This is a genomic window from Bradyrhizobium frederickii (assembly GCF_004570865.1).
GTDB classification, from domain to species: domain Bacteria; phylum Pseudomonadota; class Alphaproteobacteria; order Rhizobiales; family Xanthobacteraceae; genus Bradyrhizobium; species Bradyrhizobium frederickii.
On record NZ_SPQS01000008.1, the window covers coordinates 136,893 to 157,307 of the forward strand.

A 20,415-nucleotide genomic window follows, 5' to 3' on the forward strand; every position below is an offset into this window, starting at 1 on the left:
CGGAGTTTTCGGACATGAGGCGGGTTGTCGTCACTGGTCTCGGCATGGTGTCGCCGCTCGGCTGCGGCGTCGAACCGACCTGGAAACGCATCCTCAACGGCGAAAGCGGCGCGCGCCTGATCGAGAGCTTCGACGTCTCCGATCTCCAGACAAAATACGCCTGCACCGTCGTACGCGGCGACGGCACCAACGGCACCTTCAACCCCGACAAGTGGATGGAGCCGAAGGACCAGCGCAAGGTCGACGACTTCATCATCTTCGGCATGGCCGCAGCCGGCCAGGCGCTCGACGACGCCAACTGGCACCCCGAGTCGGAAGAGGACAAGTGCGCGACCGGAACCATGATCGGATCCGGCATCGGCGGCCTCAACGGCATCGCCGAAACTGCGATTCTCCTGAAGGAGCGCGGACCGCGTCGGGTGTCGCCGTTCTTCATTCCGGGCCGCCTGATCAATCTCGCCTCCGGCTACGTCTCGATCGCACACGGGCTGAAGGGGCCGAACCATTCGGTGGTCACGGCCTGCTCGACCGGCGCGCACGCGGTCGGCGATGCCGCCCGCCTGATCGCGCTGGGCGATGCCGACGTGATGGTCGCAGGCGGCGCCGAGTCGCCGATCAGCCGCATCGGTATCGCCGGCTTCAACGCCGCGCGCGCGCTTTCGACCGGCTTCAATGAGACACCCGAGAAGGCCTCGCGTCCCTACGACAAGGACCGCGACGGCTTCGTGATGGGCGAGGGCGCCGGCGTCCTGGTGCTGGAAGAGCTCGAGCACGCGAGGCGCCGCGGCGCGAAGATCTATGCCGAGGTGATCGGCTACGGTCTGTCGGGGGATGCCTATCACATTACCTCGCCGTCGCCCGACGGCGATGGCGGTTTCCGCAGCATGGCGGCGGCGCTCAAGCGCGCCGGCCTGACCGCATCCGATCTCGACTACATCAACGCGCACGGCACCTCGACGCCGCTCGGCGACGAGATCGAGCTCGGTGCCGTCGAGCGTCTGCTCGGCAATGCCGCCTCCAAGGTCGCGATGTCCTCGACCAAATCGTCGACCGGTCATCTGCTCGGCGCGGCCGGCGCGATCGAAGCGATCTTCGCCATTCTCGCGATTCGCGATAATGTCGTGCCGCCGACGATCAACCTCGACAATCCGTCGGTGGAGACCGCGATCGACCTCGTGCCGCACATTGCGAAGAAGCGGGAGGTCAATGTCGCCTTGTCGAACTCGTTTGGTTTTGGCGGTACCAATGCGTCGGTGATCGTCCGACGTTTGGCCGATTAGTTTGCGTTTGAGACGAATCCACCGTTTTGCCGTAATCGGCGATAGTCATGGAAGTGGGCGTGCATTTGGCCCGGCAAGCGATTGTCGGGCCGCTATTGAACCGGCAGGATTCAGGTTGCTTCTATGAGTGAAAGGCCGCCCATTTCGCCCCGGAGTCCGCGGGCCGCACTCGAGCCCGAGCAGCTCCCGCCGCCGCCGAAGCGATCGGAACGCGCCCGCAATCCCTTCGTGGTGGTCGGCAACGCCATCATCACCCTTCTGCTGATCGCCATGCTCGGCGCCGGCGGCGTCTATTATTACGGCCGGCAGGTGCTCGAGGCGCCCGGGCCGCTGAAGGACGACAAGATCGTCAACATCCCGCAGCGCGCCGGCAAGCGCGACATCGCCGAGACGCTGAACCGCGAAGGCGTGACCGACGTCAATCCCTGGGTGTTCATCGCCAGCGTTGCCGCGTTGAAGGCGAGCTCGGACCTCAAGCCGGGTGAATATTCGTTCCAGAAGAACGCTTCGCTCCGCGATGTCATCGCCACCATCGTCGAGGGTAAGGTGGTGCAGCATGCCGTCACGATTCCGGAGGGGCTGACCTCCGAGCAGATCGTGGCGCGCCTGTCCGACAACGACATCTTTACCGGCAGCGTGCGCGAGCTGCCGCGCGAAGGCACGCTGCTGCCGGAGACCTACAAGTTCCCGCGCGGCACGCCGCGCGAGCAGGTGGTCCAGCGCATGCAGCAGGCGCACAAGCGCGTGCTCGCCGAGATCTGGGAGCGTCGCAATCAGGACATTCCGGTCAAGACGCCGGAGCAGCTGGTGACGCTGGCTTCGATCGTGGAGAAGGAGACCGGCAAGCCCGACGAGCGCAGCCGCGTCGCCGCGGTGTTCGTCAACCGCCTGAAGCAGCGGATCAAGCTGCAGTCCGATCCGACCATCATCTATGGCCTGGTCGGCGGCAAGGGCACGCTGGGCCGCCCGATCAAGCGCAGCGAGATCACGCAGCCCTCGCCCTACAACACCTATGTGATCGAGGGCCTGCCGCCGGGCCCGATCTCCAACCCCGGCCGCGCCTCGCTGGAGGCCGCCGCCAATCCGGCCCGCACCCGCGACCTCTATTTCGTCGCCGACGGCACCGGCGGGCACGCCTTTACCGAGACCTACGACGCGCACCAGAAGAACGTGGCCAAGCTGCGTGCGATGGAAAAGCAGATCCAGAACGACACGGTCGAGCCGGCCGAGGATGCATCGCCGCCCGCCGCCGCTGCGCCCGGGGCCGGCGATACGCCGACGGCGACCACGCCGGCGCGGCCCAATCAGCAGAAGAAGCCGCCGGCGGCACGCCCGGCAGCTCCGGCACCGGCGCGGCAGGGCGCGGTGCAGCCGTCGCCGCCGGTGGTCCAGCGCTAGGTCCGTCGCACAGCTGCTGCGGACTTTGCGGATTCCACATTCCTGCGAAATAGTCTTAAGATTCGCGTGGCCTGATGCCTTGCGAATCCCATGTTTCTGGAGAATTTGACCTGATGGCGCTGTCGTCCATGACCGGCTTTGCGAGATGCCACGGCGCAAGCGGGCCGTACACGTTCGAGTGGGAATTGAGGTCCGTCAACGCCAAGGGCTTTGACCTCAGGGTGCGGCTGCCGCAGGGCTTTGACGAGCTCGAGGCCCACGCCAAGAAGCGCGCCGGCGAGCTTTTGTCGCGCGGCACCGTCTACGCCAATCTCAACGTCAAGCGCGCCAACGCCGCCGCCTCGGTCCGCGTCAACGAGGACGTGCTCAACGCCGTCCTGAAGGCGGCCGCCATGATCGCCGGCAAGGTCGACGCGGTGGCGCCGAGCATCGACGGCCTGCTCGCCATCAAGGGCGTCGTCGAGGTTGCCGAGCCCGAGGGCGACGAGGAGGAGGACAAGGCCGCGCGTGCCGCTGCCGCCGAGGCCTTCGACAAGGCACTCGACGAGCTCGTCGCGATGCGCAAGCGCGAGGGCACGTCGCTCGGGCAGATCCTGGCGCAGCGCGTGGACGAGATCGAGCAATTGTCGAAGAAGGCGGAAGCTTCGCCCGGTCGCAAGCCGGAGGCGATCAAGGCGAGGCTCGCCGAACAGATCGCTGCGCTGCTCGACACCTCCGACCGGTTCGATTCCGACCGCCTGATGCAGGAGGCGATCCTGATCGCCACCAAGGCCGACATTCGCGAGGAGCTCGACCGCATCGCATCCCACATCGCGCAGGCGCGCGAGCTGATCGGCAAGGGTGGCCCGATCGGCCGCAAGCTCGACTTCCTGGCGCAGGAGTTTCACCGCGAGGTCAACACCTGCTGCTCGAAGTCGAACGACATCGAGCTGACCAATACGGGACTGGCCATGAAGAACGTGGTCGAGCAGTTCCGCGAGCAGGTCCAGAATCTGGAGTGATCGATGACGACGGGCGATCACGGAACTGACGGTGTCGAGCGGCGCGGCTTGATGTTCGTGCTGTCCTCGCCCTCGGGCGCGGGCAAGACCACGCTGTCGCGCCTTTTGATCGAGCGCATGCCCGGTCTGAAAATGTCGGTCTCGGCGACCACACGGCCGAAGCGGCCGGGCGAGGTCGACGGCAAGGACTATCTGTTCGTCGACAAGCCCCGCTTCGAAGCCATGGTGAAGGGCGACGAGCTGCTGGAATGGGCCACCGTGTTCGACAACAGCTACGGCACGCCGCGTGCGCCGGTCGAAGCCGCGCTGTCGTCCGGGCAGGACGTGCTGTTCGACATCGACTGGCAGGGCACGCAGCAATTGCGCGAGAAGGCCCGCGCCGACGTCGTCAGCGTCTTCATCCTGCCGCCCTCGGCGGCCGATCTCGAAAAGCGCCTGCATTCGCGCGCGCAGGATTCCGACGAGGTGATCCGCAAGCGCATGAGCCGCGCCAGCCACGAGATGAGCCACTGGGCCGAGTACGACTACATCGTCATCAACCACGATGTCGATGAGGCCTTCGCCGAGGTGCAGTCGATCCTGAAGGCCGAGCGCCTCAAGCGCGAGCGGCGGATTGGCCTCGTTGGTTTCGTGCGAGGTTTGCAAGGGCAGCTTCAGGGCTAGGCTCCCGCAACCGCGGCCCTTGCTTCGCCAGCCGTTCCAGCATCGCGGTGATCACGTCGACGTCGACGGCATCCTCGGTCTGCACGTCTTCTTTGCGATCGATCTCGTCGCGGCCAGCGGGCTTCTTGTCGTCGGTCTCCTTGGCCGCGAGCCGCGGGGGCGATGACTCGATCGCGAACGTTCCGTTGAAGATGTCGGCCTTGTCGAGCTCTGCGGCCTTGCTGCGGACGGAGGCGGATTGGGCGGCGATCACGGAGATCTCCCTGGTGAATGCTGCGAGCTGCGCGGTCTGCGGTCGTGCTTCGTCGAAGTCGACCGGGCTCGGCTGCGTGCGCGGCGCGACGGCCGGCGTCGCACCGAGCCATGGCGCGCGGCTTCCGTCATGGTTCTGCGGCGTCCAATCGTCCCAACGCCCGCGGCGGTCGGCGGCCTGGACGCGTCTGCGTCCGCCGGCGAAGCGGTAAACGAGGCTGGCGAGGATCCCTGCGAGCGTCAGCGCGCCGCCGATCACGAGCAGCAGCGTCTGCACCGAGCCGGCCGGCTTGTCGGTCGTGCCGTCCGTTGCGGCGGTCGGGAGCGGAGCCGGGGATTTTGACGGCTTTGCGCTCGGCTGCGCGGCTGCCGCGACCGCGGTCGGCGCGGGCTGCGGCGCTAGAGCGGTGGACGCCGCTGGGACATCGGGCCACGCCGTGGCGGCGGGAGCTTGCTGTGCGCTGCCATCAACCTGGTCCGCAGGTTGTTGTGCCGCCGTGATTGCGGCCGGTGCCTTGGCGGCCGCACCACTCCGCGGACCTACATACTCGGCACGCGCGTTCTGCATGGTCTGTTGCGGCGCTGTTGAATCCGGTGGCGTGTCCGCGGTGGCCTGCGCGGTCTGCACGGTCTTCGCGCTGTCCTTGTCGCCGGCGGCGCGCAAATACCAGCATTGCCGCTTGGTCGTGCGGTCGAGGCGATAGTACCAGTGCTGTCCCTGCGGCGCGGTGCCCTTCGGCGAGGCGAGGCAGTCGGCGGCCGCATTGGCGGTGCTCGATGCGTTCGGCGCGTTCTGCGACACGGCGGCCAGTGGCAGGCCGGCAATAATGCTGCCGACCAGCGCGGATACGAATTTTGCGGTGCGGTTGCCCATCCTGGTCTCCCGGTTACGCATGACGCAACTCTTAACCAGCCCTTTGTCATCAAAGACTTGGGTGGCAATGAGCCGCAAATCCGGAGAGGATGTGGCTTGAATCGGGCCTGCGGGGCGTTTGTTCCGCCGGAAAATCGAGCGTTACTGCTTCGCCGAACTCCAGGTTCCGCCGCAGCCGTCGGAGCGGCGCCAGCTTCCGGAACCGCTGCGCGCGCCGAGGCGTCCGGAGCTGGTGAAGGTCACGCCGTCGCCTTGACCGACCGTGCTCACCGCGCCGCTCGGGCTGACGGTGCCCGTAACGCCCTGGCCGATGATCTTGCCCGAGGAGACCACGACCGCGCCGGACGTGGTGCCGCCGCAGCCGATGCTGGTCACCACCCAGGCGCCGTCAAAGCCGCCGCCACCTCCGCCGCCGCTGCGCCGCGACGACGAGCGCGGCTCCTCGGCCGCCGGCTTGCTTCGCCGCGCCGAGGGCGCGGGCTCCGCCGAGCGCTCCGAACGCGAGCCGGACAGCGACTTCTCGTCATTGCCGATCGATCCCCCGGCGCTGCCGGATTGCGCGAAGGCGGCAGGCGAGGCGAGGGCCGCGGTGACGAGGACGACAAGGGCGGTCGGATGAGAGATGGCATCGAGCATGAGCAAAAAATCCAAAATGAAAAAGGGATCAGCGGCCGGAGCCGTCCGCACAGACGGATCCGATAATGCGGCAAGCTCTGCCAGCCTTGCCGCATTCGTCAAGCGCGGCGTCCCGAGCTCGCTGCACGCCCTCGCGCTGGACCAGCGACCAGGACTTGTCGGAGATCGCAAACGCGCCGCAGCTTCTGCCGTAGAACGAAAGCTCGATCGGGCATTTGGCACCGGCGCAATTGCCGCGGGCGTCCGCTACCGCCGCGCGCCGCGAGGCGTGGTTCCACGAGATGCCCCATTTGCTGCTGTCGGGCCCGTAGACGATCGAGCCCCAGGGCTTGAGATCCTCGATCTTGCGCAGTCGCAGCAGCAGGCCCTCGGTGGCTTCGCCTGTCGGCGCCATGGCGATGCGCTGTTGCAGCTTCGTGATGGCGCGCGTCAGGCCGTCGGGCGTGTCAGGATCGAAATTGAGCTCGTAGAGCCGCTCGCTGAGCTCACTGAGCAGCGCCGCATCGCGCAAGGGGACGCGGTCGGGATCGGCGCGCAAACGTCCGGCAGGCGAGGGATCGGGTTGTATCGCCGCGACCGGCGGCGGCGCAGCTTGCGTGGGCGGCACGAAGTAGAATGTGCCGTCGATCGGCGAGGACGACACCCAGGGCTGCTGCGCGCCCGCGGTGGCGCGCTTCACTGCGAGGCCGACCTGGTTGAAGGTCTGGAATACGTCGAGGCCCGCGACGCGGATCGTGGTCGCCAGCGCCTTCGTATAGGGGCTGTGACCGTCGCTGCCGTCCTGCGCGACGTTGCCGGGCTGGGTCGCATAGGAGATCAGCGTGCCCTCGGGCGCACGCATCTGCGCAAGTCCGCCATCCGATGATCGCAAGCCGCGTGAGCCGAACGGATTGTTGCGGCAGGCGTCCAGGATCACGAGGTTGAGGCGGGTGCCGGAGCCCTGCATCTGGCGCAGCACGAGATTGACGTCGGTCATCTGGAAATCGACGTCGGCCTCGCGCGTCGGATTGGCGCCGACCGGCACGAGATAGTTGGAGCCGGCCACCTGCACGCCATGGCCGGCATAATAGAACAGCGCGACGTCGGCGCCCTGGACCTGCCGGCCAAAATTCTGCACCGCGATGTCCATCGCGCCCTTGTCGAGATCGAGCTGGGCGCTTCCGCCGACCAGCGTGAAGCCGAGCGCACCAAGCGTCTCCGCCATCAGGCTCGCATCCTTGGACGGGTTGTCGAGCGGCGTGATATTCCTGTAGGCGGAGTTGCCGACCACCAGCGCGATGCGCTTCTCGGCCGATGCCGGCTCCGCCGCGACAGCGAGCAGCGCCAGCGCGGCCAGACCCAGAACGCGATTGAAAATCCTCGCGCGCATCAAAATTCCCCAAAATAATGGTGACAGTCTAGCAGCTGGGTGCACCGGCGAAAAGCGGTGCGAACGGAGGAGGGCGCAGCTCATCCTCGTGTCCCGGACGCGCTGCAGCATTCTGACGCTGCTGCGCAGAGCCGGGACGCAGCGCTCTGGACTCCGGTGCGGCATGGGCCCCGGCTCTGCAGCGCACCGCCAAGAGGCGTTGCGCTGCGTCCGGGGCAAGCGAGGAGGCTTCGGCGGACACGTCGCTGCGCTCGCAATGACGGAGCAAGATGCATCGTCGGCATCCGCCAATTCTCGGCTCGATAGCAGACAGGCCCTCGCATTCCCGCGGCGCGTTTCGCCCGAGGCTTGCTGTCGCTCGGCGCCCCAGGAAGACCAAAGGGCGCAGGGAAGGCCGGGCGCCGACGGCACCCGCAAGTCCGTGCGCTGTGAAAATGCACACGGGGTGGACCACAGGTGATGCCGGTCGCCCGGCCTTCCCTGCGCGGCTGGTTTTAACGGTGTCCTTCGTGCTCTCCCCGGGGAGCGATGCACTATTGCCCCCGTCGCCTTGCGGATGATCGATGCGCGCACCCGGTCGGCCGCCGCATCACCGCATGACTTGACGCACAGACCCCGGGCGTCAGGACCACACGACTTCTCCGTCCGCGGACGGCCCCGCCGAATACCTGAAGGCTCGCGTGTGCTCGCCCGCAGGCATCAACGAGACCGCTGTGACCGCGCCGGGTCGTATCGCGCCGCCTGAGGACTCACGGTTGCCCGCCCTGCCATCAGGCATGTCGCGCCGGCGCTACCGCGTCCACCGCCACCCGGCCCGCATCTCGTGACGATCGCGAAGCGCCCCTTTGGCAAGGGCCGGGATGAGCGGGTGTATGCCATAAATCCGAAATTCGGGATAGTGGAATATTTTTGAACCCGGGGCTTGACCAGGGTGTTTTGCCCGACGCCTCGCCAGGGGAAATCCTGCCTTGGCAATCCGTGCGGATCGGGCCCGATTGCGCTAGCCCAATGCCGGGAACGGCTTTATCGGAGAGACTTGTTTGATGGGCTTGGTCGCTACAACTAAAGTTCTACACCGAGACGGAGGATGACCTTCATGAGCAGACCTGTGAAGACTGAAAGCGAACTCATCGCCATGGCGAAGGCCGAGTTGAAGGTCCACGCCGACTGTCCCGATGGAATGACAATTTCCATCCTCCGCGACGGCAATTCCTGGGAGTTTCGAGCCAGCGCGGATCGGGCTACCTCGGATCGGCCGGGCTACCCCGAGTGCGTTGCCATGCTTGTCCAGATCGGCGATCACCTCTGCAAGCAGTACGACGTCGAGGGATAGGCCTTCGAGCGCGCACGCAGGTCTCAGAACAGGTGCTCGATCACCACGGTCAGACCGGCTGCGAACGACATGATGATCACCAGTGGAATTCCCGTCTCAAAGAACGGCAGCGCCATCCACCGATGCGGTTGCCCGTTGCGAGGCAGGAACAGCCAGAAAAGGGCAATTGACAAAACGACCAGGAGCGCGCCGATCACGAAATCCCCCTCTGCAGCAGCGATATCCCTGTTAACGGCGGCCCGTTCGAGCGCGCTGCCGACAACACCCTTCAGGTCAACGCGTTAAGCACAGCGACCTGGTTTTAGACGTTCGTGCGGCAGATTGTCTATTTTGTTGTTGACCAGGAATTTGCTGGCGGTAAATGTGCCTTGCTTCACGCGGCGGGTGGGACCGGAACAGGTCTTGCCGAAAACCGACAACAAGAACGGGCGGAAGCATCAGGAGGGTGGATTAGCTCCCGCGCAGAAGTGGACGGCTGCCGATGTGCCGCCACGGTCATGCTCGCTTGGAGATAGCACTCAGCGAGCGGGGAAAAGACATCGATGCGCCCATTGTTGGCGGTAAGCACAGCTATCGACTGGCTGAACGAAAAGGTCGGGAACGTCTGCAACGTTCTGGTGCTCGCGGCCTGCCTGGTCAGCGCTGCAAATGCCATGATCCGGTATGCCTTCAGCTACAGCTCCAACAGCTGGCTCGAGACGCAGTGGTATATGTTCGCCGTCATCGTGATGTTCGGCTCGTCCTACACGTTCAAGCGCAACGAGCATGTGCGGGTCGAAATCATGTACCTCATGCTTTCCGAACGCGGCCAGCTATGGCTCGACCTGATCGGCACATTGGTCTTTCTCGTCCCGGCGTGCCTTCTGCTCAGCTACCTGTCCTGGGCGATGTTCTACAACTCGATCATCATCGGCGAGATGTCCAACAATGCCGGCGGTCTGCTCCGGTGGCCGATCAAGTTCGTGCTGACGTCGGGATTTTTCATGGTGGCTCTGCAAGGCGTCTCGGAAGCCATCAAACGCATTGCGGCCTTGCGTGGTGAAGTCACCATCGAGGCGAAATACGAGCGGCCGACCCAATGATTACACTTGAGATGATGCCGCCGCTGATGTTCGGCGGGCTGGTCCTGGCCATGCTGATCGGATATCCGGTCGCCTTCACGCTGGCCGCGCTCGGGCTTTCGTTTGGATTTCTCGCGATCCACGAAGGGTTTTTCGGGTTCAGCTTCCTCCAGGCGATTCCGGAACGCATCTACGGCAGCGTTCTGGCGAACGAGCTGCTGCTCGCAATTCCATTCTTCACGTTCATGGGCTCGATCCTCGAACGATGCGGCCTCGCGGAGGACATGCTGGATTCGATGGGGCAGTTGTTCGGGCCCATTCGCGGCGGTCTCGGCTATTCCGTGATCATCGTCGGCTTCATCCTCGGCGCCATCACGGGCACCGTGGCGGCGCAGGTGATCGCGATGGCGCTGATCTCGATGCCGGTGATGATCCGATACGGCTACAACATGCGCTACATCACCGGCGTGCTTGCGGCCTCCGGCACCATTACCCAGCTGGTGCCGCCCTCGCTGGTCCTGATCGTGCTCGCGGATCAGCTTGGGAAGTCGGTTGGCGATATGTATCTGGGCGCCTGGGGCCCATCGATCCTCCAGATCGCCCTGTTCGCCGGTTACACTTTTGTTCTGAGCCTGGTCAAGCCGGGCCACGTTCCGGCAGTGCCGAAGGAGGCAAGGACGCTCACGGGTTGGGCGCTCTGGCGCAAATGCCTGTTGGGCATCATTCCGTCCGCCGTCCTGATCTTCGTGGTGCTCGGCACGATGATGCTCGGTCTCGCCACCCCGACCGAAGCAGGCGCGATGGGCGCGGTCGGCGCGATCGTTCTCGCCGTCATCCATCACAAGGATTTCAGCTCGGCCGGACACAAGATATTGCTCATCGGCGTTGCGGCGGCGGGCGTCGGCACCATCATCGGCATCTACTTCACGCAGAATCTGGCGTTCAAGATCGCCTTCGCGATCGCCTATCTCGCGGTCGCCTGGGTCTGCATCGAGGCGGTCAGGATTCCGGACCTGCGCAGCCTGGTCAAGCAGGGCTACGAGACCACCATGCGCATCACCTGCATGGTGACGTTCATCCTGATCGGATCGACCTGCTTCTCGATCGTCTTTCTCGGTTGCAACGGTGGTGTCTGGCTGGAGCACATGCTGACGTCGCTGCCGGGAGGCGTGTGGGGCTTCCTGATCTTCATGAACCTGTTCATCTTCTTCATCGCGTTCTTCCTCGACTTCTTCGAGATCGCCTTCATCATCATTCCGATGATCGCGCCGATCGCGCAGAAGCTGCTGACGCCGGTCGTCGGCGCGGATGCCGCCTTGATCTGGTTCGGTGTCATGCTCTGCGTCAACATGCAGACCTCCTTCCTGCATCCTCCCTTCGGCTTTGCCTTGTTCTACCTGCGGGGCGTGGCGCCGAAGGAGGTCAAGAGCTCGGACATCTATTGGGGCGCGATGCCCTGGATCGGCCTGCAGGCGATCATGGTTGCGGTCGTCATTGCATTCCCGATCACGGTCACCGGGCTGCTGGATGCTCCCAGGAAGGTGGACCTGGACAAGATCAAGATCGAAATTCCGGACATCGAGATGCCCCCTGCGCTCGATTTCGGCCAGCCGAAGAATTGAGGAGATAACTCCGCGGGGCGTGACAGGCGCGCCCAGGTCGCTGTCCGGTGACGGCGTGAAGGCGGCATTTGAAGTGCTGGTGAAGTCGGCGCCAGTGGTGACCGAGATCGGCATCCACGTCCGGACAAGCGACGCCACGCTTACGTGATCCTTGCGCCGCACTTGCGTAGGAAGGCCGGCGCCGACCGCGCCATACACCCAATCGGCATTCCAAATCCCGGACGAGGTAAACCATTCGGTAGGGATTGGTCCGGCCTGATTTTTGCGGCTCTGATTTGTTCTTTGAGAACGAAGTGGAGTCAGATGCAGAACGAAAGCTGACGGATCTGACCCGCAAGTTCTATCCTACGCCGTCCGCTCCATCCGTCGCGCGCGATAGGCCTGCGGTGACATCAGGGTCAGCTTGCGGAACGCCTTGCGAAAGCTGCTTTCGTCCTCATAGCCGGCGGTGCGTGCGATGGCCTTGACCGGCTGCGTCGTCGTCTCCAGCAGCGTGCGCGCATGCTCGACGCGACGACGCATGATGAAGGCCTGCGGCGGCTCGTGCGTGAGCTCCTGAAACTTCCGGTTCAGCGTGCGCTCGCTGAGACCGAGCGCGCCAGCAAGGCGCTTGACCGTCATCGGAGCCTTGCCGGTGCGGCGAACCAGAAGGTCGGCCCTGGTCAGCAGCGGATCCTGCGAGAGCAGATAGCCGACCGGCATGAAGATCGATTGGGTGCGCTGCGCCGTGTCGATGACGACGTAGTCCGCGCATAGTTTTGCGATCGCCTTGCCTTCGACCATCTCGATCAGCCTGAGCAGGAGATCCACCCACGACATTGGGCCTGCCGCGCAGACGATACGGTCCGCCACGGTGATGACGGCGTCGGCGGCGAGGTCGATCGTGGGATGACGCTGCCGCAACTCGCCTTGCAGCCACCAGGTGATGGTGGCACGGCGGTTGTCGAGCAGGCCGGCGCCGGCCAGCAGGAACACGCCGCTGCAGAATGCGCCGATCAGCCGGCCATTCGCATGCTGCTGCCGGAGCCAGGCCCCGGCCCGGGCATATTGCGGCCGCAGTCGCTCCGCCGTGACGTGATCGACGAGATTGCCGGGGACGAGGATCGCGTCGAAGCGCGTGCGTTGCCCGATCGCGCCATCGACCGCAATCAACTGGCCGCCGCCGGCACGCACGGGCTTGCCGTCGAGCGAGAGCGTCTGCCAGCTGAAGCGGGGTTTTGCGCCGCTCTGCCGCATGACGTGATCGGCCAGCGACAGGATGTCGGCGACGCCGGCGATGGCCGAGTGCATGCAGCCTTCCACGGCCAGAATTGCAAGCTTCATGACACCTCCAGGCGGGACGCGGCGATCCTATCCGATCGGGTGCGCGTGCGCATGGCGGAAATTGCCCGATCTCTGTCTTATCCGCCACTGCCGCGCCGGTCACGTTCGGGTCAATCTGCCGCCGTCGTCACATGACATGATTGGAGAGAGACATGCCTTACGTCACCATTTCCACCGTCCGCGGCATCCTGGACGCCGCGCAGAAGAAGCTGTTGCTTGAACGCGTCACCGATGTGCTGGTCGAGGTCGAAGGGCAGGGCAATGCGGATTTCCGCCGCAACGTTTGGGTCAGGATCGAGGAGCAGGACCCCTCGCACTGGTCGCTCGGCGGCATGCAGCCGACGGCTGAGATCATCGCCGGCACGTTCGGCGCGATCGGGGCGGACGGGCTGCGGCTCGCGCGGCCGAAGCCGTAACGGTGGGGCGGGTAGGGCGATGCGGGGCGCATCCCGATACGGCCGGCGAGATGATGTCTTGCCAGGACTCTACCCGCCCTGCGTGTGCCGCCCATCTTCGGCCCCATTGCGCGGCTTCGAATTGTCTGCCCGGGACAGCAGGAGACATTCGATGACCAGCGGCGCCCTCACATCAGCACTTCACCGGCCAGGCCGACGATCGGCCCTTGCCATTCCTCTGATGGCTTTCATGCTCTGGTCTGGCTGCATCGGCGCGGCGGCGCAGGCTGCGGAGCCGGGCAAGGATGCCTCGGCTGGCGGCCTGCCGCGCATACTCGTTCTTGCGACGGGCGGCACCATCGCGGGCCAGGCCGACGCGCGTGCGACGGGCGCGTACAAATCGGGCCAGATCACGGGCGAGCAGCTGATGCAGTCCGTCCCGGGCCTGGACAAGCTGGCCAAGCTGAATGCCGAGCAGATCTCGTCGATCGGGTCCCAGGACATGAACGACAAGGTCTGGTTTGCGCTGGCCCGTCGCATCCAGGACGTTTTCGACAAGAACGAAGCGGACGGCGTCGTCATCACCCATGGCACCGACACGCTGGAGGAGACCGCGTTCTTTCTCGACAATGTGGTGCGCGGCGACAAGCCGGTGGTGATCGTCGGCTCGATGCGGCCGGCCACGGCGGTGAGCGCCGACGGCCCCGGCAATCTCTATGAAGCCGTGCAGGTCGCCGCCGATCCGCGCTCGCGCGGGCGCGGCGTTTTGGCCGTGTTGAACGACAAGATTCAGGGCGCGCGCTCGGTCACCAAGACCAACACCACCAGCGTCGAGACGTTCGGCTCGCCCAATGACGGACCGGTCGGCTATGTCGACACCGCCGGCGGCATTCGGTTCATGACCCAGACCGCGAGCTTCAGGCGCGCGACCTATCCGCTGCCGACGGGCGAGCAATTGCCGCGCGTCGAGATCGTCTACTCGCACGCCAACATGGACGCCCTCCCGATCGAGGACGCCATCAAGCGTGGCGCCAAGGGCATCGTGCTGGCCGGGGTGGGCGACGGCAACACCTCGAAGCCGGCGCTCGATGCGCTCGAAGCCGCGGCCAGGAAGGGCATCATGGTCGTGCGCTCCACGCGCGTCCGCTCCGGCTTCGTCACGAGGAACGTCGAGGTCGACGACGACAAGAACGGCTTTGTCGTTTCCGAGGACCTCAATCCGCAGAAGGCGCGCGTTCTCGCCCAGCTGCTGATCGCGAGCGCCGTGACGGTGCCGGCCGAACTGCAGAAGGCGTTCACGGCGACGTGGTGATGTCCATCCTACGAGTCCCCAAACGAAAAGGCGCCCCTTTCGGGGCGCCTTTTGCCGGTCGCAGACAGTTCAGGCCGCTTAGCCCGAATAGTACATCTCGAACTCGACCGGGTGCGGGGTCATCTCGAAGCGGGCGACCTCGGTCATCTTCAGCTCGATGTAGGCGTCGATGAAGTCGTCGTCGAACACGCCGCCGGCCTTGAGGAAGCCGCGGTCCTTGTCGAGGTTCTCGAGCGCCTCGCGCAGGCTGCCGCACACCGTCGGGATCTGCTTCAGCTCTTCCTTCGGCAGGTCGTAGAGGTCCTTGTCCATCGCCGGACCCGGATCGATCTTGTTCTTGATGCCGTCGAGGCCGGCCATCAGCATCGCGGCGAAGCCGAGATAGGGATTGGCCATCGGATCGGGGAAGCGCACCTCGACGCGCTTGGCCTTGGGCGAAGCGGTGTAGGGGATGCGGCAGGAGGCCGAGCGGTTGCGCGCGGAATAGGCGAGCAGCACGGGAGCCTCATAGCCCGGGACCAGACGCTTGTAGGAGTTGGTCGAGGGGTTAGTGAAGGCGTTGATCGCCTTGGCGTGCTTGATGATGCCGCCGATGTAGTGCAGGCAGGTCTCCGACAGGTCGGCGTACTTGTTGCCGGCGAACACCGGCTTGCCGTCCTTCCAGATCGACTGGTGCACGTGCATGCCCGAGCCGTTGTCGCCGAAGATCGGCTTCGGCATGAAGGTGGCGGTCTTGCCGTAGATGTGCGCGACCTGATGGATGCAGTACTTGTAGATCTGCATGTGGTCGGCCATCAGCGTCAGCGTGTCGAACTTCATGCCGAGCTCGTGCTGGGCGGAGGCGACCTCGTGGTGATGCTTCTCGACCTTGACGCCCATCTTGGCCATGGCCCCGAGCATCTCGGAGCGCATGTCCTGCACCGAATCCTGCGGGGGAACGGGGAAGTAGCCGCCCTTGGTGCGGATGCGGTGGCCGAGATTGCCGCCTTCATATTCGGTGTCGGAATTGGTCGGAAGCTCCGAGGAGTCGAGCCGGAAACCGGTCTTGTAGGGCTCGGCCGAATAGCGCACGTCGTCGAACACGAAGAACTCGGCTTCGGGACCGACGAACACGCTGTCGCCGACGCCCATCGACTTCACCATGGCCTCGGCCTTCTTGGCGATGCCGCGGGGGTCGCGGTTGTAGGGCTCGCCGGTGGTCGGCTCGAGCACGTCGCAGGTGATGACCATGGTGGTCTCGGCGAAGAACGGGTCGATCGTCGCGGTGACCGGATCGGGCATCAGGCACATGTCGGACTCGTTGATCGCCTTCCAGCCTGCGATCGAGGAGCCGTCGAACATCGTCCCTTCGGCGAAGATGTCTTCATCGATCATGCTGACGTCGAACGTCACATGCTGCCACTTGCCGCGCGGATCGGTGAAGCGCAGGTCGACGTACTTGACGTCGTTGTCCTTGATCGATTTCAGGACGTCTTTGGCGGTCTTCATGCATACCCCTTTTGGCTCTGCGGGTCGGTTTCCAGATGAGCAAAATTATTCTCGCTCAGGCGAGTTTTGCGCGACCGCACAAACGAAATCAGGCCGCCGAGGCAGCCTTCATTCTAGTCGGAGTGTCGCAAAATGCGGGATAGCACCCGGCTCAGATAGCGTCCAGCCCGGATTCGCCGGTTCGGATGCGGATCGCCTCTTCGATGTTGGAGACGAAGATCTTACCGTCGCCGATGCGCCCGGTTTGCGCGGCGCGGCGGATCGCGTCGATGGCGCGCTCGACCAGATCGTCGCCGATCACGATCTCGATCTTCACCTTGGGCAGGAAGTCGACGATGTATTCTGCGCCGCGGTAGAGCTCGGCGTGCCCCTTCTGCCGGCCAAAGCCCTTGGCCTCGGTCACGGTGATGCCCTGAAGGCCGACTTCCTGAAGCGCTTCCTTCACCTCGTCGAGCTTGAATGGCTTGATGATGGCTTCGATTTTCTTCACTGCGCGCCTCCCGGCCTTTCGATCAAATAGCAACGTCTTCGTCAGGATGCGCTTCTCTAACGCACGATCTTGTCTTCGCTATGCCGGAAGCCCTGACCTGTCCGGCACCAACGGCCGGCGACACCCTGAGAAATGCCAGTGAGCACGACGAACCGAAGCGGCTTCCTCGAAAGCAGGGTCTATGCCAAGTTGCAAATGCCCTGATTATTGGAGCGTTATCAGCCTTTTAACGAGCATCTCTGAGTGGTGGCGCCAACCTGCACAAAATACCGAAGACTACGGAATAGGCAAACGGTTCAATATGTGTGCAGTTCGTTGTTCCCCGCGTCGGATCGGCGCCGAAGATGCCTGTTGAAAAGGCGATTGTACTAGGGAAGTGGCATGGAAGTTCTGACCAACGCCGAAATGCAGCGCGCCGACCAGCTCACCATCGCGGCCGGCACGCCCGGCTTCAAGCTGATGCTGAGCGCGGGCCAGGCGGTCGCCGAGGCCGCCCAGGCGCTGGTCGAGGAGGGGCCGATCCTGATCGTGGCCGGGCCCGGCAACAATGGCGGTGACGGCTTTGTCGCAGCCGCCGAGCTCGCCGCCCAGGGGCGGGAGGTCTCGGTGATCCCGATGTGCGAGCGCGACCAGCTCCAGGGCGATGCGGCCTCCGCCGCGCGCGGCTGGAAGCACCCGGTGCTCCCGTTCAATCCGCAGGCGATCGGAAGACCTGCGCTGATCATCGATGCGCTGTTCGGTGCGGGTCTCAGCCGCCCCGTCGATGGCGAGGCGCGTGCGATGATCGAGGCGATCAACGCCAACGGTGCCCCGGTGCTCGCGGTCGATCTGCCGAGCGGCATCAACGGCACCAGCGCGGCATTGATGGGCGCTGCGGTGAACGCCACCGAGACCGTCACCTTCTTCCGCAAGAAGCCGGCGCATTTGCTGCTGCCGGGCCGGATGCATTGCGGCCGGGTGCGCGTCGCCGACATCGGCATCGATGCGCAGGTGCTGGACGAGATCGCGCCGCAGACCTTCGAGAACGATCCGGATCTTTGGGGCGCCGCCTTTCCGGTGCCGCGCATCGACGGCCACAAATACGCGCGCGGGCATGTGCTGGCGGTCTCCGGCGATGCGGCAGCGACCGGGGCCGCGCGGCTCGCCGCGCGCGGCGCGCTGCGGGCAGGGGCGGGCCTGGTGACGCTGGCGAGCCCGCGCGATGCGCTCGCGATCAACGCGGCTGCGCTGACGGCGGTGATGGTGCGCCCCGTCGACACCGTCGTCGAGTTCGGCGAGCTGCTCGGCGACAAGCGCTACACGACCTGCATCATCGGTCCCGGCGCGGGCATCGGTGAGCGCACCTGCGATCTCGTCCACACCGCGCTGAGCGCGCAGCGTCGTCTGGTGCTCGATGCCGATGCGCTGACCAGCTTTGCCGCAACCCCCGAGCGCCTGTTCGAATCGATCAAGTCCTCACAGGACAATGCGGTGGTGCTGACGCCGCACGAAGGCGAGTTTCCGCGCCTGTTCTCGGATCTCAGCAACAAGTTCCCGGGCCGTTCCAAGCTGGAGCGCGTGCGCGCCGCCGCCGAGCGCTCCGGCGCCGTCGTGCTGCTGAAGGGGCCGGACACCACGATCGCCGCCCCCGACGGCCGCGCCACCATTGCCGCCAACGCGCCGCCCTGGCTCGCCACCGCCGGCGCCGGTGACGTGCTGTCCGGCATCATCGCAGGCCTCCTGGCGCAGGGCGTGCCGGCGTTCGAAGCCGCCAGCATCGGCGTCTGGATGCATGGCGAGGCGGCAAGCGAAGCCGGGCCGGGACTGATCGCGGAGGATCTCACCGAGACGCTGCCGGCGGTGCACCGGCGGATCTATTCCGCGCTGGGGGTGGAGTACTAGTGCTCAGACAAGGCGGCGAAGCGCCTTGCCGAGATGTGGAGCGATTGAGATGGGCGAGAAGCTGACGACTTACGATCCGGCCGAGGACCTTCAATCCGACGAGGCTATTGCCGCCTTTATGGAAGAGGCGTTTAAGACGGAGGACGTCGCCTATATCGCCCACGCGCTCGGGGTCGTCGCCCGAGCCAAAGGCATGACGCAGATTGCCAAGGAGACGGGTCTTTCTCGCGAGCAGCTCTATCGCTCGTTTAGCGCTAACGGCAATCCGACGTTGAAAACCACTATCGCGGTGATGAAGGCGCTTGGAATCGAACTCGCCGCCAAGCCGCACGCCTAGTCGCACCCTCACTCCACCGCGTACCAGCGCACCAGCCGCGGCGCGGCCCAGTCGGTGGCGACGGATTCGAGCAGCCAGCGGCCGGGCGCGGTCGCCGCGAAGGCGACGCGCTGGGTCTGGCCCGGCTCGATTGCGAGCGTGTCGAGCCAGTAGGGCTTCCAGCCGTCGTCGAGCTTGTCGAGCAGGCGGAAGGGGTGGCCGTGCAGGTGGAGTACGGTGGTGACCGAGCCAGGGTTCGTCAGGGCTAGCACGACGGTGCGGCCGGTCCTGGCCCGGAAGGCGGGTGCGGAGGCCGTGGAGAAGTTCACCGGCCGGGCCCAGCCGGCGTCGGGAGCGCCGAGCGCGACATCGAACCGCAGGGCGCCTCTCAGATCGAGCTTCTCGGGAAGGTCGTTCGGAGGGAGCGGCTGCGGCGGCGCCAGCGCAACGCGCCGCGCCAGCTGGTCTGAGACCTTGAGGCTGCCGACCTGGTGCGCCGCCGTGCCGTCATGCAGCAGGAACTGGGCGGATACGGCCGCATCCACGAAGGCGTCGGCCCGTGCGCCGGGCGCCAGCACCAGGGCGCCGTTGCGCGCCGAGAACGGCTCCGAGGGCTGTCCGTCCAAGGCCAGCACGCGGACGTCGTGGCTTTCCAGTTTGATAGCCAGCACAGTACGTTGCGAGCCGTTGATAAAGCGCAGCCGCAGCCGTTGATGGCCCAGGGCTGAGAGTTCGAATGAAGTCTGACCGTTGATCGTATAGACCGCCGTCGCGTCCTTTGGATCCTGGCCCGGCGGGACAGCGGTGCCATCGGGGCGCAGGCGCCATTCCTCAATCAACAGCACCTCGTCACGGTCAACGACGGGCGGGCTGGTCTCGGCCGCCAGGATCGGAAGCGGGCGCGCGGGCTGCTTCAGGCTGCCCTCGAACAGGCGGAAGTCGGCCAGCAAGGTTCCGGCATGAGGTATTGAAATAATTGATGTTTCGACCGCATTCGATGGCGCGGGCGCGCGCCCCCGCAGCGGGTCGGCCGTAGCGGGGCCATTGAGGCCGTACCAGACTGGGGCAAGCGGCACAGGCAGGTCGTTTCGAAACACCACCTCGCAACGGTCGCCGCGCTTGAGCCGGACGTCCTGGAGATGGCTGACGGCGGCCAGCTCCCAGATTGGTGTCGCCGGCTGCCCCGGTCTGAAAGCCAGGGTCGACGCCCTTGCCTGAAGGGCAAGCTGGGCGGTCACAGGCGGGGTTGCTCCGCCCGCCATGACCCCGGCCGCGGCAGCGCCAAGCCCGGCCAGAACCTCGCGCCGATTGGGGTCAAAGATCCGCGGTTTCATGGGGCAATCCGGACCACGCCGCGCTGGATAAGTCCAGCCATCGTGCCTACTTGAAGCCTGCCGCCATCAGACCATTTTTTTGCTGCGAACAGTCAGGCACATGCTATAAGCCCGGCCGCCCGCGGCATCGCGGCCGGTCTTGATGCAACTTCACGCGGGCGTGGCGGAACTGGTAGACGCGCTGGATTTAGGTTCCAGTGACGAAAGTTGTGGGGGTTCGAGTCCCTCCGCCCGCACCAAGCGCTTATCGCGTTTGCACGGATTACGAGGACCTGCTTTCGCGCGGATGTCTGTCCGCTGGGAGCCGGTCCGATGCAGCACCGGCGTTGAGGCGTTTGCCTTGCGCCGGATCGATTAATGACAGCGTCCCGACGCATGCGCGCCGGG

Annotated in this window: 19 protein-coding genes and 1 tRNA gene; 12 read left to right on the plus strand and 8 right to left on the minus strand. The window is 65.3% G+C overall.

The window, feature by feature from the left end; all coding sequences use genetic code 11:
• Positions 1–14 precede the first annotated feature (14 nt).
• From fabF to gmk, 4 genes are all read left to right on the plus strand, one after another.
• The gene (fabF, locus tag E4K64_RS15850; protein WP_135164354.1) at positions 15–1,280 is read left to right on the plus strand and encodes a beta-ketoacyl-ACP synthase II; all 1,266 of its coding nucleotides are present in this window, start codon (positions 15–17) and stop codon (positions 1,278–1,280) included.
• Positions 1,281–1,403: 123 nt separating this feature from the next.
• The gene (mltG, locus tag E4K64_RS15855) at positions 1,404–2,678 is read left to right on the plus strand and encodes an endolytic transglycosylase MltG (protein WP_135164355.1); all 1,275 of its coding nucleotides are present in this window, start codon (positions 1,404–1,406) and stop codon (positions 2,676–2,678) included.
• 113 nt (positions 2,679–2,791) lie between these two features.
• On the plus strand, positions 2,792–3,679 hold the full coding sequence (locus tag E4K64_RS15860) for a YicC/YloC family endoribonuclease (protein ID WP_135164356.1): 888 nt from the start codon (positions 2,792–2,794) through the stop codon (positions 3,677–3,679).
• A 3-nt stretch (positions 3,680–3,682) separates the two neighbouring features.
• Positions 3,683–4,342: a guanylate kinase gene (gmk, locus tag E4K64_RS15865; protein WP_028136839.1), complete on the plus strand. Its 660-nt coding sequence runs from the start codon at positions 3,683–3,685 to the stop codon at positions 4,340–4,342.
• Here gmk and E4K64_RS15870 read toward each other — a convergent pair.
• From E4K64_RS15870 to E4K64_RS15880, 3 genes are all read right to left on the minus strand, one after another.
• Positions 4,275–5,489, minus strand: a complete 1,215-nt coding sequence (locus E4K64_RS15870) for a hypothetical protein (RefSeq protein WP_135164357.1) — start codon at positions 5,487–5,489, stop codon at positions 4,275–4,277. The genes gmk and E4K64_RS15870 overlap by 68 nt on opposite strands.
• Before the next feature lie 120 nt (positions 5,490–5,609).
• Positions 5,610–6,104 (minus strand): hypothetical protein, encoded by a 495-nt coding sequence (locus tag E4K64_RS15875; RefSeq protein WP_135164358.1) that lies wholly within the window; start codon positions 6,102–6,104, stop codon positions 5,610–5,612.
• A 28-nt stretch (positions 6,105–6,132) separates the two neighbouring features.
• Positions 6,133–7,473 (minus strand): caspase family protein, encoded by a 1,341-nt coding sequence (locus E4K64_RS15880; protein WP_135164493.1) that lies wholly within the window; start codon positions 7,471–7,473, stop codon positions 6,133–6,135.
• Positions 7,474–8,569: 1,096 nt separating this feature from the next.
• On the opposite strand from E4K64_RS15880, the gene E4K64_RS15890 reads away from it, so the two are divergent.
• Entirely contained in the window at positions 8,570–8,806 is a 237-nt protein-coding gene (locus tag E4K64_RS15890; RefSeq protein WP_026202304.1) for a hypothetical protein, read from the plus strand.
• Between the two features lie 23 nt (positions 8,807–8,829).
• Here the strand turns inward: E4K64_RS15890 and E4K64_RS40340 are convergent, their stop codons facing one another.
• Entirely contained in the window at positions 8,830–9,003 is a 174-nt protein-coding gene (locus tag E4K64_RS40340; RefSeq protein WP_167772032.1) for a hypothetical protein, read from the minus strand.
• A 345-nt stretch (positions 9,004–9,348) separates the two neighbouring features.
• Between E4K64_RS40340 and E4K64_RS15895 the strand changes: the two genes are divergently transcribed.
• Together E4K64_RS15895 and E4K64_RS15900 are read left to right on the plus strand one after the other, a co-directional pair.
• Entirely contained in the window at positions 9,349–9,888 is a 540-nt protein-coding gene (locus E4K64_RS15895; protein ID WP_135164359.1) for a TRAP transporter small permease subunit, read from the plus strand.
• Positions 9,885–11,489 (plus strand): TRAP transporter large permease, encoded by a 1,605-nt coding sequence (locus tag E4K64_RS15900; protein ID WP_135164360.1) that lies wholly within the window; start codon positions 9,885–9,887, stop codon positions 11,487–11,489. Before E4K64_RS15895 ends, E4K64_RS15900 begins: the two co-directional genes overlap by 4 nt.
• A gap of 345 nt (positions 11,490–11,834) precedes the next feature.
• Here E4K64_RS15900 and E4K64_RS15905 read toward each other — a convergent pair whose 3' ends face one another.
• Positions 11,835–12,812 (minus strand): GlxA family transcriptional regulator, encoded by a 978-nt coding sequence (locus E4K64_RS15905; protein ID WP_135164361.1) that lies wholly within the window; start codon positions 12,810–12,812, stop codon positions 11,835–11,837.
• Between the two features lie 152 nt (positions 12,813–12,964).
• Here E4K64_RS15905 and E4K64_RS15910 point away from each other — a divergent pair, with 152 nt between their 5' ends.
• Positions 12,965–13,228 carry a tautomerase family protein gene (locus tag E4K64_RS15910; RefSeq protein ID WP_135164362.1) on the plus strand — a complete coding sequence of 88 codons (264 nt, stop codon included), beginning with the start codon at positions 12,965–12,967 and terminating at the stop codon, positions 13,226–13,228.
• Positions 13,229–13,457: 229 nt separating this feature from the next.
• A complete protein-coding gene (locus E4K64_RS15915; protein ID WP_235884682.1) occupies positions 13,458–14,519 on the plus strand; it encodes an asparaginase in 1,062 nt (353 codons plus the stop codon).
• A gap of 78 nt (positions 14,520–14,597) precedes the next feature.
• On the opposite strand, the gene glnA is transcribed toward E4K64_RS15915, so the two are convergent.
• Both glnA and E4K64_RS15925 read right to left on the minus strand, forming a co-directional pair.
• A complete protein-coding gene (glnA, locus tag E4K64_RS15920) occupies positions 14,598–16,007 on the minus strand; it encodes a type I glutamate--ammonia ligase (RefSeq protein WP_100179304.1) in 1,410 nt (469 codons plus the stop codon).
• 151 nt (positions 16,008–16,158) lie between these two features.
• Entirely contained in the window at positions 16,159–16,497 is a 339-nt protein-coding gene (locus E4K64_RS15925; protein WP_007603495.1) for a P-II family nitrogen regulator, read from the minus strand.
• A 381-nt stretch (positions 16,498–16,878) separates the two neighbouring features.
• Between E4K64_RS15925 and E4K64_RS15930 the strand changes: the two genes are divergently transcribed.
• Together E4K64_RS15930 and E4K64_RS15935 are read left to right on the plus strand one after the other, a co-directional pair.
• Positions 16,879–18,378 carry an NAD(P)H-hydrate dehydratase gene (locus tag E4K64_RS15930; RefSeq protein ID WP_135164364.1) on the plus strand — a complete coding sequence of 500 codons (1,500 nt, stop codon included), beginning with the start codon at positions 16,879–16,881 and terminating at the stop codon, positions 18,376–18,378.
• Positions 18,379–18,427: 49 nt separating this feature from the next.
• On the plus strand, positions 18,428–18,715 hold the full coding sequence (locus E4K64_RS15935) for an addiction module antidote protein (protein ID WP_135164365.1): 288 nt from the start codon (positions 18,428–18,430) through the stop codon (positions 18,713–18,715).
• An 8-nt stretch (positions 18,716–18,723) separates the two neighbouring features.
• Here E4K64_RS15935 and E4K64_RS15940 read toward each other — a convergent pair whose 3' ends face one another.
• Positions 18,724–20,028 carry a multicopper oxidase family protein gene (locus tag E4K64_RS15940; protein WP_135164366.1) on the minus strand — a complete coding sequence of 435 codons (1,305 nt, stop codon included), beginning with the start codon at positions 20,026–20,028 and terminating at the stop codon, positions 18,724–18,726.
• A gap of 154 nt (positions 20,029–20,182) precedes the next feature.
• On the opposite strand from E4K64_RS15940, the gene E4K64_RS15945 reads away from it, so the two are divergent.
• A tRNA-Leu gene (locus tag E4K64_RS15945) sits at positions 20,183–20,267 on the plus strand.
• The last annotated feature ends 148 nt before the right edge of the window (positions 20,268–20,415 follow it).